This is a genomic window from Bradyrhizobium shewense (assembly GCF_900094605.1).
Classification (GTDB): Bacteria; Pseudomonadota; Alphaproteobacteria; order Rhizobiales; family Xanthobacteraceae; genus Bradyrhizobium; species Bradyrhizobium shewense.
Map to the genome: position 1 here is coordinate 163,491 of NZ_FMAI01000008.1, position 14,137 is coordinate 177,627.

The following is a 14,137-nucleotide window of genomic DNA, read 5'->3' on the forward strand; positions in this document are numbered from 1 at the left end:
CCCAACCTCAATCCGCCGCAACCACTTCACCCTCCGGCAGCAACTGAAGCCGCTCGGCATCCCTGGCCGCGGATTTAATCACCGCATCGAGCAGGCCGGGAAAACGCGCGTCCAGATCCTCGCGGCGCAGCCGCATGAAGCGGTTGGTGCCGGCCACGCGCGTCTGCATCACGCCGCATTCGCGCAGCTTGGCGAAGTGATAGGCGAGGTTGGACTTGCCTGCGAGCCCGTTGAAGTCGCCGCAGCAGAGCTCGCTGCTGACACGTTCCTGCTGGGCAAGCTGGTAGACGATGGCGAGCCGGATCGGATCGCTCAGGCAATCCAGCACCATCGGCAATTCGATCTGCTCGCGGGTCGGGTGGAGAGGTGTGCGGCTCATGACCCTTGAATCATAGCGAAGCGGCCGCAATGTTCAATAGTTCTTGAACCAATTGACTTACAAACCACTACACCCAATAGTTCAATAAACGTTGAACATAGGGATATCGTCGAATGAGCGTGTTCTGGCTGGCCCTGGCGGCCTTTGCGATCGGCACCGAAGGCTTTGTTATCGCAGGTCTTTTGCCCGGCATCGCAGCAGATTTGCAGATTTCGGTCTCCGCCGCCGGCCAATTGGTCACGGCCTACGCCCTCACCTATGCCGTGGGCTCGCCGATCCTGGCCGTCGCGCTAAACAATATCGACCGCCGAACCGTGCTGGCCCTGGCGCTGGCGACCTTCATCGCCGGAAATCTCGCCGCGATGGTGGCTTCCAGCTACGCCCTGCTGCTGGCCTCGCGGATGCTGATGGCGCTGGGCTCCGGGCTTTGCATGCCGACGGCGCTCGCGGTGTCCGTGGCGGTCGCCTCGCCGGAACGGCGCGGCCGAGCGGTGGCGCTGGTCACGTCGGGCCTGACGGTCGCGACCGTCATCGGCGTTCCCCTCGGCAACCTCGTCGGCAGCCTGCTCGGCTGGCGCGCGACCTTTGCCATGGTCGCCTTGATCGGCACTGTTGCGCTCGCCGGCCTGCTGCTCGGCCTACCCCGCGGCCTGCCACGCAACACCGCCTCGCTGGGCGAACGGCTGGCGGTGGCGCGTCACAGCAATGTCCTGGTCGCGCTTGTGATCACGATCCTATGGGCGCTCGGCGGCTTCACCGTGTTCACCTATTTCGCGGTTCCGCTACGCGGCCTCGGCTTCGATGCGTCGCAAATCAGCCTTGCGTTGCTGGTGTTTGGCGGCGCGGCCGCGATCGGGAACATGTTCGGCGGCTTACTTGCCGACCGGCTCGGTACGCTCGCCACCGTGGGCCTCGGGCTCGCCGGCATGGCAGCTGCGCTGATCCTGCACTCGGTGGTCCTGAAGCTGATGCCGGGCCAGGCGCACTATGCGGTGCTGGGCACGATCTTCCTCTGGGGCATCTCGGGCTGGGCATTCTACCCGGCCCAGGTCGCCAGCATCATCCGGATCGAGCCGCAGGCCTCGATGATCGCGCTCTCGCTCAACGCCTCCGCCATGTATCTCGGCTTCGCCATCGGCGGGGCATTGGGCGGGGCGGTGCTGGCGACCCTCTCGCCGAACGACCTCGGCTGGATCGGCGGAATGAGCGTTGCGGCCTCACTTCTGGTGCATCTCGCCCGTGGTTGGCAGGCTAGGCCAAAACCCGTCAAAATTGCCGGTTGATGGGCGTTTTTCGGGGTTTCGCCGCCCCAGAATCTGGTCTAAGACCCACCCGCGCGCGAGGGAGACCACCGCGCTCTCGGCCAAAGGGACGCGCAGGAGCGCGCCCTTTTTTTGTGCCCAAATTCCAGTCCGGCGAGAGTTGATGCCCAAACGTACAGACATCACCACCATCCTGATCATCGGCGCCGGTCCCATCGTGATCGGCCAGGCCTGCGAGTTCGACTATTCGGGCACCCAGGCGGTGAAGACGCTGAAGGAAGAGGGCTATCGCATCGTCCTCGTCAATTCCAACCCGGCCACCATCATGACCGACCCGGAATTGGCCGATGCGACCTATATCGAGCCGATCACGCCCGAGATCGTCGCCAAGATCATCGAGAAGGAACGTCACGTCATTCCCGGCGGCTTCGCGCTGCTGCCGACCATGGGTGGACAGACCGCGCTGAACTGCGCGCTGTCGCTGCGCCAGCAAGGCACGCTGGAGAAGTTCGACGTCGAGATGATCGGCGCCACCGCCGACGCGATCGACAAGGCCGAGGATCGCCAGCTTTTCCGCGAGGCCATGACCAAGATCGGTCTCGAGACGCCGAAGTCGCGGCTCGCCAATGCCTCCGCCCTGAAGAAGTCCTTCCGCGACAAGCGTCAGGCTGAACGCGAAAAGCTCTCGGGCGCGGCCCTCGAAGAGCACGATCGGCAGTGGACGCTGGGCGAAAGCGACCGCCGCAAGCGCTATCAAGAATACGCCTTCGGCCAGGCCATGATGGCGCTGTCCGAGATCGGCCTGCCCGCGATCATCCGCCCCTCCTTCACGATGGGCGGCACCGGCGGCGGCATCGCCTACAACAAGGAAGAGTTCCTCGACATCATCGAGCGCGGCCTCGATGCGTCTCCAACCAACGAAGTGCTGATCGAAGAATCCGTGCTCGGCTGGAAAGAGTACGAGATGGAGGTGGTGCGCGACAAGAAGGACAATTGCATCATCGTCTGCTCGATCGAGAACCTCGATCCGATGGGCGTGCACACCGGCGATTCCATCACGGTGGCGCCGGCCCTGACGCTGACCGACAAGGAATACCAGATCATGCGCGACGCCTCGTTGGCGGTGCTGCGCGAGATCGGGGTGGAGACCGGCGGCTCCAACGTGCAGTTCGGCGTCAATCCCGAGGACGGCCGCATGGTCGTTATCGAGATGAATCCGCGCGTGTCGCGCTCCTCGGCTCTGGCTTCGAAGGCCACCGGCTTTCCGATCGCAAAGGTCGCCGCCAAGCTCGCGGTCGGCTACACGCTCGACGAGATCGCCAACGACATCACCGGCGGCGCCACGCCGGCCTCGTTCGAGCCGACCATTGACTATGTCGTCACCAAGGTGCCGCGCTTCGCCTTCGAGAAATTCCCCGGCGCCTCCACCACGCTGACCACGTCGATGAAATCGGTCGGCGAAGTCATGGCGATTGGCCGCACCTTCCAGGAAAGCCTCCAGAAGGCACTGCGCGGGCTCGAGACCGGACTGACCGGCCTCGACGAGATCGAGATCGAAGGTCTCGGCCGCGACGACGACAAGAATGCGATCCGCGCCGCGCTCGGCACGCCGACGCCGAACCGGCTGCTCCAGGTCGCCCAGGCCATGCGGCTCGGCTGGTCGAACGAGGAGATTTTCAACTCCTGCAAGATCGACCCGTGGTTCCTCAGCGAGATGCGCGGCATCGTCGACATGGAGGAGAAGGTCCGCAAGAACGGCCTGCCGGGCAATGCCTTCGGCATGCGCACGCTCAAGGCCATGGGCTTCTCCGATGCGCGGCTCGCGGTGCTCGCCGAGACGACGGAGGCCGAGGTCACCGCCAAGCGCCACGCGCTCGACGTTCGCCCGGTGTACAAGCGCATCGACACCTGCGCTGCCGAATTCGCTTCGCCGACCGCCTATATGTATTCGACCTATGAGGCGTTGTTCGCCGGCGCGCCGGCGGACGAGAGCACGCCATCCGACAAGAAGAAGGTCATCATTCTCGGCGGTGGACCGAACCGCATCGGCCAGGGCATCGAGTTCGACTATTGCTGCTGTCACGCCTGCTTCGCGCTGCACGATGCCGGCTACGAATCCATCATGGTCAACTGCAACCCGGAGACGGTGTCGACCGACTACGACACCGCCGACCGGCTCTATTTCGAGCCGCTCACTGCCGAGGACGTGCTGGAGATCATCGCCAAGGAGCGCACAAATGGCACACTGCACGGCGTGATCGTGCAGTTCGGCGGCCAGACGCCGCTGAAGCTCGCGCGCGCCCTGGAAGCGGCCGAAGTGCCGATCCTCGGCACCTCGCCTGATGCCATCGACCTTGCGGAAGACCGCGACCGCTTCAAGCGCGTGCTCGACAAGCTCCGTCTCAAGCAGCCGAAGAACGGCATCGCCTATTCGGTCGAGCAGGCAAGGCTCGTCTCCGCCGATCTCGGCCTGCCGCTTGTGGTGCGCCCATCCTACGTGCTCGGCGGCCGCGCGATGCAGATCATCCGCGAGGAGAACCAGCTCAACGATTATCTGCTCGGCACGCTGCCGGAGCTGGTGCCGGCCGACGTCAAGGCGCGCTATCCGAACGACAAGACCGGGCAGATCAACACCGTGCTCGGCAAGAACCCGCTGCTGTTCGACCGCTATCTCTCGGACGCAATCGAGATCGACGTGGACTGCCTCTGCGACGGCAAGGACACCTTCATCGTCGGCATCATGGAGCACATCGAGGAAGCCGGCATCCATTCCGGCGACAGCGCCTGCTCGCTACCGGCGCATTCGCTCGAGCCTGAGATGATCGAGGAGCTGGAGCGGCAGACCCGCGAGCTCGCGCTCGGCCTCGACGTCGTCGGCCTGATGAACGTGCAATACGCCATCAAGGACGGCGAGATCTACGTGCTCGAGGTCAATCCGCGCGCCTCGCGCACCGTGCCCTTCGTCGCCAAGGTGGTCGGAACGCCGGTCGCGAAGATCGCCGCGCGCATCATGGCGGGCGAGAAGCTCGCCGATTTCAAGCTGAAGAAGGCAAAGCTCAAGCACGTCGGCGTCAAGGAATCGGTCTTCCCGTTCGCGCGCTTCCCCGGCGTCGACACGGTGCTCGGCCCCGAGATGCGCTCGACCGGCGAAGTCATGGGCATCGACCGCAATTTCGAGGTCGCCTTCGCCAAGAGCCAGCTCGGCGGCGGCACGCGAGTACCGCGCAAGGGCACGGTGTTCGTCTCGGTGCGCGAGAGCGACAAGACGCGCATCGCCGAGGCGGTCCGCGAACTGCATTCGCTCGGCTTCAAGGTGCTTGCGACCTCGGGCACCCAGCGCTTCCTGACCGACCAGGGCATCCCGACCGAGAAGGTGAACAAGGTGCTGGAGGGCCGGCCGCACATCGTCGACGCCATCACCAATGGCGACGTCCAGCTCGTCTTCAACACCACCGAAGGCCCGCAGGCGCTCGCCGACAGCCGTTCGCTGCGGCGCGCGGCCCTCTTGCATAAAGTGCCGTATTACACCACTCTTTCCGGGGCCGTGGCGGCCGCGCAGGGCATCCGTGCCTATCTCGGCGGGGACCTTGAGGTTCGTACCCTGCAGAGCTACTTTTCGGAAACCTGATCGTGAGCAGGGGCCAAGCCTTGCGGGGTCGAGCCTTGCGCTAAGTGATTGGCGATGAAGCCACAATGGCCGGAGGAACTGTCCGGCCATTGTGGTTGTTCTGTTCCGGCGCCAAGCCCACATAACGTTCCGGTGGCGATATGCTCAGCCCCGGAAGCACTGACGAATCAAGGTTGCCGCGCCCTCGGTTTTTGCGGGGCGCGCGACTGAAGAACGAGAGAAGAGATGGAAAAGGTTCCGATGACAGCGGGCGGCTTTGCCGCGCTCGGGGAAGAATTGAAGAAGCGCCAGTCCGAGGACCGTCCGCGCATCATCGAGCATATCGCGGAGGCGCGCTCGCACGGAGACCTGTCGGAGAACGCGGAATATCATGCCGCGAAGGAAGAGCAGTCCCACAATGAAGGCCGCATCGCCGAGCTCGAGGACAAGCTCGCGCGCGCCGACATCATCGACATCTCCAAACTGTCCGGCGACACCATCAAGTTCGGCGCCACCGTGACCTTGGTCGACGAGGACACCGAGAAGAAGACGGTGTGGCAGATCGTCGGCGAGGTCGAGGCTGACGCCAAGAAGGGCCGCATCTCCATCACCTCACCGCTCGCCCGCGCACTGATCGGCAAGAAGAAGGGTTCGACGGTCGAAGTCAACGCACCCGGCGGCGCCAAGGCGTATGAAATTACCAAGGTGGAATGGCGGTAAGGATTTGCCGCTGCGCTGACGTTTCGAAAAGGCCGCGCAATGCGCGGCCTTTTTGTTGCTGCGTGGTGCTTGCGCTCGATGAACACATGCCTTCACCACACGTCATTGCGAGCGTAGAGCAACAGCATACACCGCTCTCGTGTCCCGGACGCGCTGCAACGCCCTTAGCGTTGCTGCGCAGAGCCGGGACCCAGAAAGCAACACGGGAAGGCGCGGTGAGATGGGCCCCGGCTCTGCAGCGCACCGCACCGGACGATGCTTCGCATCGCCGGGAGCGCTGCGCAGCGTCCGGGGCACGAGACCGGAGACCTACCTCCGCCCCTTCACATCCAGCGGCACGGCCGCCTCGTACTTCGAATTATGCAGCACCAATGACGTTCGCACATTCCGCACGTGGGGCGCGGCGGTGAGATGCGTGACAAAATCCTGGAAGGTCGCCATGTCGGGGGCGACGCATTTGAGGATGAAATCAACCTCGCCCGACAGCATCCAGCATTCCCGCACCAGGGGCTCGGCGCGGACGAACTCCTCGAAGGCGCGTAAGTCCGCCTCGGCTTGGCTGGACAGGTGCACGGCGGCGAATACGGTGACGTCGAAGCCGAGCTTGCGGGCGTCCAGCAGGCCGCGATAGCCGTGGATATAGCCCTCCTCCTCCAGCGCCCGGACGCGGCGCAGGCAGGGCGGCGGCGAGATGCCGACCCGTTTGGCCAGCTCGACATTCGTGATTCGACCGTCGGCCTGAATCTCGGAGAGAATTTTCAGGTCGATCTCGTCTAGGTTCCGCGACACTTGATTGGAACTCCTGGCCTTTGCGGCTTTATTGGTAGGTTTGCCGCAATCCTCATAGCCCAATCCGCACGAGTAGCGCAATTTTATTGCGCGTGCACCGCAATCGACTTTTGTTCCTTGTTGGAAAAATCCGCCGACAGGCAATGCAATTCTTGCATAGCTCACCAGAAGGCTTAGATTAGCTCTGATATTTCAGCGCCTCCGCGAGGCCTCCCGGCACGTTCCGCGCCCGCGCTGCGAATCCCCCGTGAAAGGCGTCCGTCAATATGTCCGCCCCTGTCCATGCAAAGGTCGTCATTATCGGCTCCGGCCCCGCCGGCTACACGGCGGCGATCTACGCCGCGCGCGCGATGCTCGAGCCGATCCTGATCCAGGGCATCCAGCCGGGCGGCCAGCTCACCATCACCACCGACGTCGAAAACTATCCCGGCTTCGCCGACGTGATCCAGGGCCCCTGGCTGATGGAGCAGATGGAGAAGCAGGCGGTCCATGTCGGCACCAAGATCATCTCCGACCTGGTGATCAAGCTCGACAGCTCGCAGCGGCCGTTCCGCCTCACCTGCGACTCGGGCGATGTCTATCTCGCCGACGCCGTGATCCTGGCCACCGGCGCGCAGGCGCGCTGGCTCGGGTTGCCGTCCGAAGTAAAGTTCCAGGGCGGCGGCGTATCGGCCTGCGCCACCTGCGACGGCTTCTTCTACCGCAACAAGGAGGTCGTGGTGGTCGGCGGCGGCAATACCGCGGTCGAGGAAGCCCTGTACCTCACCAACCATGCCTCGCAGGTCACCATCGTGCATCGCCGCGACCATTTCCGCGCCGAGCGCATCCTGCAGGAGCGTCTGTTCAAGCACCCGAAGATCAAGGTGATCTGGGACAGCGCCGTCGACGAGATCTGCGGCACCGAGAACCCCAACAAGGTCACCCATGTCCGCCTCAAGAACGTCAGGACCGGCGCACTGACGGACGTGAAGACCGACGGTGTCTTCATCGCCATCGGCCACGCACCGGCGACCGAGCTCGTGAAAGACCAGATCAAGCTCAAACCGTCGGGCTATGTCGAGGTCGCCCCGAACTCGACCGCGACCTCGATGCCCGGCCTGTTCGCCGCCGGCGACGTCGCCGACGAAACCTATCGCCAGGCCGTCACGGCCGCCGGCCTCGGCTGCATGGCAGCTCTCGAAGCCGAACGTTTCTTGGCCCTGCGCGCCAGCGAGCGCGCGGCAGCGGAATAAAGATCATGCCCCGAACACGCGACGGATTTACGGATATGGACTGGGACAAGCTGAAGGTGTTTCACGCAGCGGCGGAAGCTGGCAGCTTCACGCATGCGGGCGAGCAGCTCGGCCTGTCGCAATCGGCGGTGTCGCGCCAGGTCTCGGCGCTGGAGCAGGAGCTTTCGGTCTCGCTGTTCCACCGCCATGCCCGCGGCCTGATCCTGACCGAGCAGGGCGATTTGCTGTTCCGCACCGCGCATGACGTGTTCATGCAGCTCCAAGCGGCGCGCGCCAAGCTGACCGACAGCCGCGAGCGGCCGAGCGGCGACCTCAAGATCACCACCACCCCCGGCGTCGGCATCAACTGGCTGATCCCGCGGCTCGGCGAGTTCACCGCGCTCTATCCGGAAATCCGGATCTCGCTGATCGTCACCGACGAGGAGCTCGACCTGTCGATGCGCGAGGCTGACGTCGCGATCCGCACCCGCAAGCCGACGCAACCGGATCTCATCCAGCGCAAGCTGTTCGCGATGGGCTTCCACGCCTATTGCTCGCCGGAATACATCAAGCGCTTCGGCACGCCGCGCACGCTGGAGGAGCTCGACTCCCACCGCATCATCACGCTCTCGGACGGCAACTTCGCGCCGCATTTGCAGAACCGCAACTGGCTGGTCGAAGCCGGCCGCAACGGCTCGGGTCCGCGCGAAGCCTATTTCAGGGTCAACAACATCCTCGGTCTGGTGCGCGCCTGTCAGCAGGGCCTCGGCATCGCGGCGCTGCCCGACTACCTCGTCGAGGAACAGAGCAAACTCGTGCAGCTGTTCGGCGAGTCGGATTCGATCCAGCTCGATACGTATTTTGTCTATCCCGAGGAGTTGAAGACGGTCGCGCGCGTGCAGGTGTTCCGCGACTTCGTGGTGAGCAAGGCGCAGCGCTGGCCGTCCTGATTTCCGCATGACTGACATGCGGCCTCGGCTGTTGCTGCATGGCGCTCGTCAAGCTCATACTGTTTGCACGCTGAGCCTTCGCGTTGCGCATTTGTCCCCCTCCTCCAGTGGCGCGGGAGTTCAGTAATCCCTCTTGGAAGGTGATTGTGTCGGCCTCACGTGGCCAATACCTTAAGCCGGGCTCGTTCGAGCCCGGCTTTTTTTCGGGCAGATCGGCCCTCGCCTTCCGCGTGTATTGACAGTTCCAGGCATACCCCGCATCATTTGCAGATGATCACGAAGTCGTGCGCAATCTCGTCGAAGGCGATCGCCTCGAAAAAAGGCCCCCATCCGGGGACCTCGGAGTTTTGCGCGCGCTAGACCGGCTTCGTCATCGCTGCAATCCCGAAAACCCCGCCGCCTGGACGGGGTTTTTTCATGTGCCCTCCGTCTCAGGTTTCCCGAGAAGGAGATGGAAACATGACCGGACTTGAAGATCATTTGCGCGGGCTGTGGCTGCCGCTGGTGACGCCGTTTCAGGGCGGCGCGCTCGACGAGCGATCGCTGCGGCGGCTGACGCGACATTACAGCGCGCAAGGCATCGACGGCTTCATCCTGGGGGCGACCTCGGGTGAAGGCATGACGCTGCGCGAAGCCGAGCTCGAACGCCTCGTCGCCATCGTGCGCGACGAGATGGCGGCGGGCCGGCGCACCTTGCCGATCTGCCTCGGACTGTCAGGCGCGGACACCGCGCGGCTGAAGGACCGTCTTGACGAGACCGCGGACTGGCCGATCGACGGTTATCTGATCGCAAGCCCTTATTATGTACGCCCCTCGCAGCGCGGCCTCTTGGCGCATTTCGAGACGCTCGCCGATCACGCGGCATGGCCGCTCGCGCTCTACAACATTCCTTATCGCACCTCGGTGAACATCACCAACCAGACCATGCTGCGGCTCGCCGAGCATCCCAACATCGTAGGCTTGAAGGATTGCGGCGCGAGCCGCGAGCAATCGATCGCGCTGCTGCGCGACCGGCCGAAGGAATTTCGCGTGCTCACCGGCGAGGACGCCAACTTTTTCGAGGCGCTCAGCGACGGCGCCGACGGCGGCATCGTGCTGTCCGCCCATGTCGAGACCGCAACGTTTGCGGCGGTGTATGCGGAAGCGAAGCGCGGCAACCACGACGCGGCGCTGGCGCGCTGGCACGAGGTCGCCGATCTGACGCGGCTGCTGTTCGCCGAGCCGAGCCCGGCGCCGGCGAAGTACTGGCTGTGGCGATGCGGCCTGATCGACAGCCCCGAGGTGCGCCTGCCGATGGTGGAAGTGAGCAGCGAGCTCGCGGCCGCGATCGATCGCGAGATCGAGCGACGGACGAAGGTGGCGGCGTAGTTTCTCGTTCACCCTCCCCTGGAGGGGGAGGGTCGATCGCGCGAAGCGCGAGCGGGGTGGGTTGATCTCGCAACTCACTGTCGGATGGGGCGAGACCGTCACCCCACCCCGTCTCACATTTCGCTGCGCTCATGTGAGCCGACCCGGGCGAGCTTCGCTCGTCCCGGACCCCTCCAGGGGAGGGTAAGAGCGCCGCCCCTTGGTTAACCGCGCCCCAACGGCCTTCGCTGTTGCCGCATGGCGCATCCACGTCTCGTTTACGCATCCGTCCCTATCGTTGCACTCCAGGAACTTCCAGAGGGGGAATGACCATGGGACATCGCACCCGGCCTACGGCCGCGAGCCAATACGCGCCGGCCGATCTTTTGCAGGGAATTCTCGTCGTTTCGTCGTTCGGGTTCTGGGCAGTGATGCTCGGCCTGATGCCGGTGCTGCTGTATCGGATCTGGCTCGCCTGAAGGCGGCACGTCGCGCGGATGGTTAAGCCGCCGTCACAAATGCGCTCAAAATGCGCAGCGGCTTGCAAGCCGGAATCTTAAAACATCCCGCGTATCGTTCACGCCCATAAGCGAAGAAATCGCGGGGGCGTTTATGAATAGTCATAATGAGATGGCGTCGCATTTCGGCGCCGGACAGGAGAAGCTGTCCACCGAGCAGAGCTTTACCACCGAGGACATTCTCTGGGCCGCCGGCATCTGGTCGGTGATCCTGACGCTGTCGCCGGTCATCGTCTTCTACATGCTGATGGTGGCGTAGCCCGCCTTCGGCAGATCCCGAAAACGCAAAACGCGCGGACGTTCCCGCGCGTTTTTCGTCCGGGGAAATGAATAATGAAATTAAGCAGCCTGCTTGTGCATTGCGCCGGACGCCGACGCCGTGCCGCGAATGGCCTTGACTGAACGCTCGATCGCCGCCCACAGCCTTGCGATTTCCTGAGCCGCACGGCTCTCGGCCTGATATTCCCGAGCGCCTTCGCCGTGGCTCAACGCCATCAGCAGATCCGAACGGTTGGTGATCTGGCCGCCCCACACCGGAGCCCGGAATTTCGCCAGCGCTTCGCGGGCGATGGTGACGATCGGGCTTTCGGCTTCGTCGCGCTTGGCCGGCGCACCGTTGAGCACGACCGCGTAGGGCTTGCGCGCGGCGCGGCACATCTGAATGGTTTCCTGCACCGCGTTGACGTCGAACACGCCGGGACGCGCCGGAATGACCACCATCGTCGCGTTCTTGATCGCGTCGTCGACCACGGCCGAGAGGTTCGGCGGCGTGTCGATCAACACCCATTCATAACCGTCGCGCTTGGCAGCGGAGACGATGCCGCTGACGGAGTTCACGGCCGCCTTGATCGGCGGCTCGTTGGTGCCACGCAGCTTGTGCCACAGCGTGAGCGAGCCCTGCGGGTCCGCGTCCACGAGCATGACCTGCTTGCTCGCCTTGATCTGCGCGGCGAGATGCGCGGCTAGGGTACTCTTGCCCGAGCCGCCTTTACGCGATGCAAAAACAATAACGTTCATACCTTCGGCCTCCAGATTGACCCTAGGCCGCGAAAATGAATCACCGCGCTGATTCGTGAAAGAAAAATTTATCGGGGGTTGCGTTACAGCCACGAAATAACAAGGCGTGTTGGCTTTTGAGTCACACTGCGTCGCAGGACGAGAGACCAACTGCAGCGAAACACCGCCCGCGCGAGCATCTGTGCGTTCTTTGAGCAACCGAGCGGGATCAAGCGGAATGCAACCTTCCCGCGCAAACCCTTACCCGACTCTTTTCCATCGCGCGTTGGTAATTGCCGCAGGCATCAGCGCGGCCCGCGCGAACAAAAGGAGTCCACGGGAACGCGGCTGTCCCGCGCTCAGCCGTCGCTGGTCTTTTTCTTCTTGGGCTTGGTGCTCTTCTTCGCGGTTTTGGGCGCGATGTTGGTAGGCCTGCCGGCGCGGACCTCGCCCGGCTCCGGTCCGCGGCGGAAGAACACCGCGCATTGCGGCGAGAGCTGCGCCTTCTTCTTGATCATGCAGGCGGTAATGGCGTCGACGTTCGGGACGAACTCGCCGCACAGCCGCATCGCATCCGGCGTGCAGGCCTGCTGTTCCTCCGGGGTGTAGGCGAAGCCGGTACCGGGCTGGATCAGAACGGCCAGGGCCATCCCGAGGGTTACAACAGCCAAGGAAGTCTTGAAGCGAAACGCCGGCATCGATCCCCCCACATGTCGAGTCGGAGGGAATAGTGGGTGAACGGCGGTTCGTTGGCAACCGAGGGGGGATGCGAAAGGTCGGACCTGTGCGGTCTCGGCAACAGGCGGGCAGGCTTCACTCGCAGTCATCCGGAGAGCGTTTGATGCGAGCCGACGTCATGGCCGGGCTTGTCCCGGCCATCCACGCCTTGCCGCGCAGCACTCAGAACGTGGATGCCCGGGACAAGCCCGGGCATGACGGCCACATGGAGGCGCGGGCGGATGACAGCTGTGTGCGGGGAAGCGCTAAACACAAAAAACGCGAAAACAACCCCATGCACAGTAGCCAAGCCCTCGCAATCGTTACGCATTTCACAACTTAGGATTTAACGAAGTCGAATTTGACTCGTCGGGCAAAACAGGGGCATGATGTCACCATCAAAAAGATGCGCGTGGGGTGGTCGGCTTGTCTCCTGCGCTGGTTGAAAAGCGCACGAGAGGAAGCGATCGCAATGGAAGGGAATGAAGCGGAGCTGCCGCTGGCGGGCGTCACGGTGGTCTCGCTCGAGCAGGCGATCGCAGCGCCGCTGGCGAGCCGGCACCTGGCCGACTGGGGCGCGCGGGTGATCAAGATCGAGCGGCCGGGCGCCGGCGACTTCTGCCGGGACTACGACCACGTGATGAACGGCATGTCGAGCCAATTCGTCTGGACCAACCGGTCCAAGGAGAGCCTCGCCATCGACATCAAGAGCGAGGACGGCCGCAAGGTGCTCGATGCCCTGCTGCCGCAGGCCGATGTGTTCATCCAGAACCTGGCGCCGGGTGCGGCGGAGCGGCTCGGCCTCGATGCCGCGTCGCTGCTGCGCAGACATCCGCGCATCATCGCCTGCGACGTGTCGGGCTACGGCCCTGGCGGTCCCTACAGCGACAAGAAGGCCTACGATCTGCTGGTCCAGTGCGAGGCCGGTGTTCTCGCCATCAACGGCACCGAGGCGGAGCCGGCCAAGGTCGGGCTGTCGGTGGTCGATATCGCCACCGGCATGTACATCCTCAACGGCGTGCTGATGGCGCTGTACCGCCGCGAGCGGACCGGCAAGGGCACCGCTTTCCAGGCCTCGCTGTTCGACTCCATTACGGACTGGATGAGCTATCCCGCCTTCTACACGCAAAGCACGGGCCGGCCGCTGCCGCGAACCGGCGCCAGGCATGCGACGATCGCGCCGTACGGGCCGTTCCGGGTCGGCGACGGCAACACCATCTTCTTCGGCATCCAGAACGATCGGGAATGGCGATCGCTGTGCAGCATCGTCCTCGGCGATGCCGGCTTCGCCGATCATCCGAGCTTCCGCACCAATCCGCTGCGCATGCAGAACCGCGACGAGCTGCAAGGACATATCGAGCAGCGCTTTGCATCCATGACCAGCGAGGAGGTGCTGCGACTGCTGGATGAGGCCTCGATCGCCAACGCGCATTTGAACTCGGTCGAGGCTTTCCTGGAGCACGAGCAGCTCCGCGCGCGGTCCCGGGTGCAAAGCGTCGGCTCGCCGTGCGGGCCGGTGATGAGCTTCCTGCCCGCGCTGACCATTCCAGGCGTCAAGCCGCGGATGGATCCGGTGCCGGACGTGGGGCAGCACAATCAAGCCATTCTCAGCGAACTCGGGCTGGCGAAGGACATTTGACG

13 protein-coding genes are annotated in these 14,137 nt (G+C 64.0%); 9 read left to right on the plus strand and 4 right to left on the minus strand.

Features of this window, described 5'->3' with window-relative positions:
* Positions 1-7 precede the first annotated feature (7 nt).
* Positions 8-379, minus strand: coding sequence for an ArsR/SmtB family transcription factor (locus GA0061098_RS17450; protein WP_091958337.1), 372 nt, complete (start codon positions 377-379; stop codon positions 8-10).
* Positions 380-492: 113 nt separating this feature from the next.
* Here GA0061098_RS17450 and GA0061098_RS17455 point away from each other — a divergent pair, with 113 nt between their 5' ends.
* The 3 genes from GA0061098_RS17455 (at position 493) to greA (ending at position 5,968) form a co-directional block, all read left to right on the plus strand.
* Entirely contained in the window at positions 493-1,662 is a 1,170-nt protein-coding gene (locus GA0061098_RS17455) for an MFS transporter (RefSeq protein ID WP_091958340.1), read from the plus strand.
* Between the two features lie 142 nt (positions 1,663-1,804).
* The gene (gene carB / locus GA0061098_RS17460) at positions 1,805-5,269 is read left to right on the plus strand and encodes a carbamoyl-phosphate synthase large subunit (protein WP_091958343.1); all 3,465 of its coding nucleotides are present in this window, start codon (positions 1,805-1,807) and stop codon (positions 5,267-5,269) included.
* A gap of 225 nt (positions 5,270-5,494) precedes the next feature.
* On the plus strand, positions 5,495-5,968 hold the full coding sequence (gene greA / locus GA0061098_RS17465; RefSeq protein WP_007596674.1) for a transcription elongation factor GreA: 474 nt from the start codon (positions 5,495-5,497) through the stop codon (positions 5,966-5,968).
* A 309-nt stretch (positions 5,969-6,277) separates the two neighbouring features.
* Here the strand turns inward: greA and GA0061098_RS17470 are convergent, their stop codons facing one another.
* Positions 6,278-6,757 (minus strand): Lrp/AsnC family transcriptional regulator, encoded by a 480-nt coding sequence (locus tag GA0061098_RS17470; RefSeq protein ID WP_057741909.1) that lies wholly within the window; start codon positions 6,755-6,757, stop codon positions 6,278-6,280.
* A 266-nt stretch (positions 6,758-7,023) separates the two neighbouring features.
* Between GA0061098_RS17470 and trxB the strand changes: the two genes are divergently transcribed.
* From trxB to GA0061098_RS43825, 5 genes are all read left to right on the plus strand, one after another.
* Entirely contained in the window at positions 7,024-7,989 is a 966-nt protein-coding gene (gene trxB / locus GA0061098_RS17475) for a thioredoxin-disulfide reductase (protein WP_091958346.1), read from the plus strand.
* Positions 7,990-7,994: 5 nt separating this feature from the next.
* Positions 7,995-8,918: a LysR family transcriptional regulator gene (locus GA0061098_RS17480; protein WP_026201990.1), complete on the plus strand. Its 924-nt coding sequence runs from the start codon at positions 7,995-7,997 to the stop codon at positions 8,916-8,918.
* 459 nt (positions 8,919-9,377) lie between these two features.
* Positions 9,378-10,286, plus strand: a complete 909-nt coding sequence (locus tag GA0061098_RS17485; RefSeq protein WP_091958349.1) for a 4-hydroxy-tetrahydrodipicolinate synthase family protein — start codon at positions 9,378-9,380, stop codon at positions 10,284-10,286.
* A 311-nt stretch (positions 10,287-10,597) separates the two neighbouring features.
* Positions 10,598-10,744: a hypothetical protein gene (locus GA0061098_RS45030; RefSeq protein ID WP_165637427.1), complete on the plus strand. Its 147-nt coding sequence runs from the start codon at positions 10,598-10,600 to the stop codon at positions 10,742-10,744.
* Positions 10,745-10,877: 133 nt separating this feature from the next.
* On the plus strand, positions 10,878-11,042 hold the full coding sequence (locus GA0061098_RS43825) for a hypothetical protein (RefSeq protein ID WP_129590879.1): 165 nt from the start codon (positions 10,878-10,880) through the stop codon (positions 11,040-11,042).
* Between the two features lie 80 nt (positions 11,043-11,122).
* On the opposite strand, the gene GA0061098_RS17490 is transcribed toward GA0061098_RS43825, so the two are convergent.
* Positions 11,123-11,800, minus strand: a complete 678-nt coding sequence (locus GA0061098_RS17490) for a ParA family protein (protein WP_025032179.1) — start codon at positions 11,798-11,800, stop codon at positions 11,123-11,125.
* Positions 11,801-12,138: 338 nt separating this feature from the next.
* Positions 12,139-12,477 carry a hypothetical protein gene (locus GA0061098_RS17495; protein WP_091958353.1) on the minus strand — a complete coding sequence of 113 codons (339 nt, stop codon included), beginning with the start codon at positions 12,475-12,477 and terminating at the stop codon, positions 12,139-12,141.
* Positions 12,478-12,968: 491 nt separating this feature from the next.
* Between GA0061098_RS17495 and GA0061098_RS17505 the strand changes: the two genes are divergently transcribed.
* On the plus strand, positions 12,969-14,135 hold the full coding sequence (locus GA0061098_RS17505) for a CaiB/BaiF CoA transferase family protein (protein WP_091958359.1): 1,167 nt from the start codon (positions 12,969-12,971) through the stop codon (positions 14,133-14,135).
* The last annotated feature ends 2 nt before the right edge of the window (positions 14,136-14,137 follow it).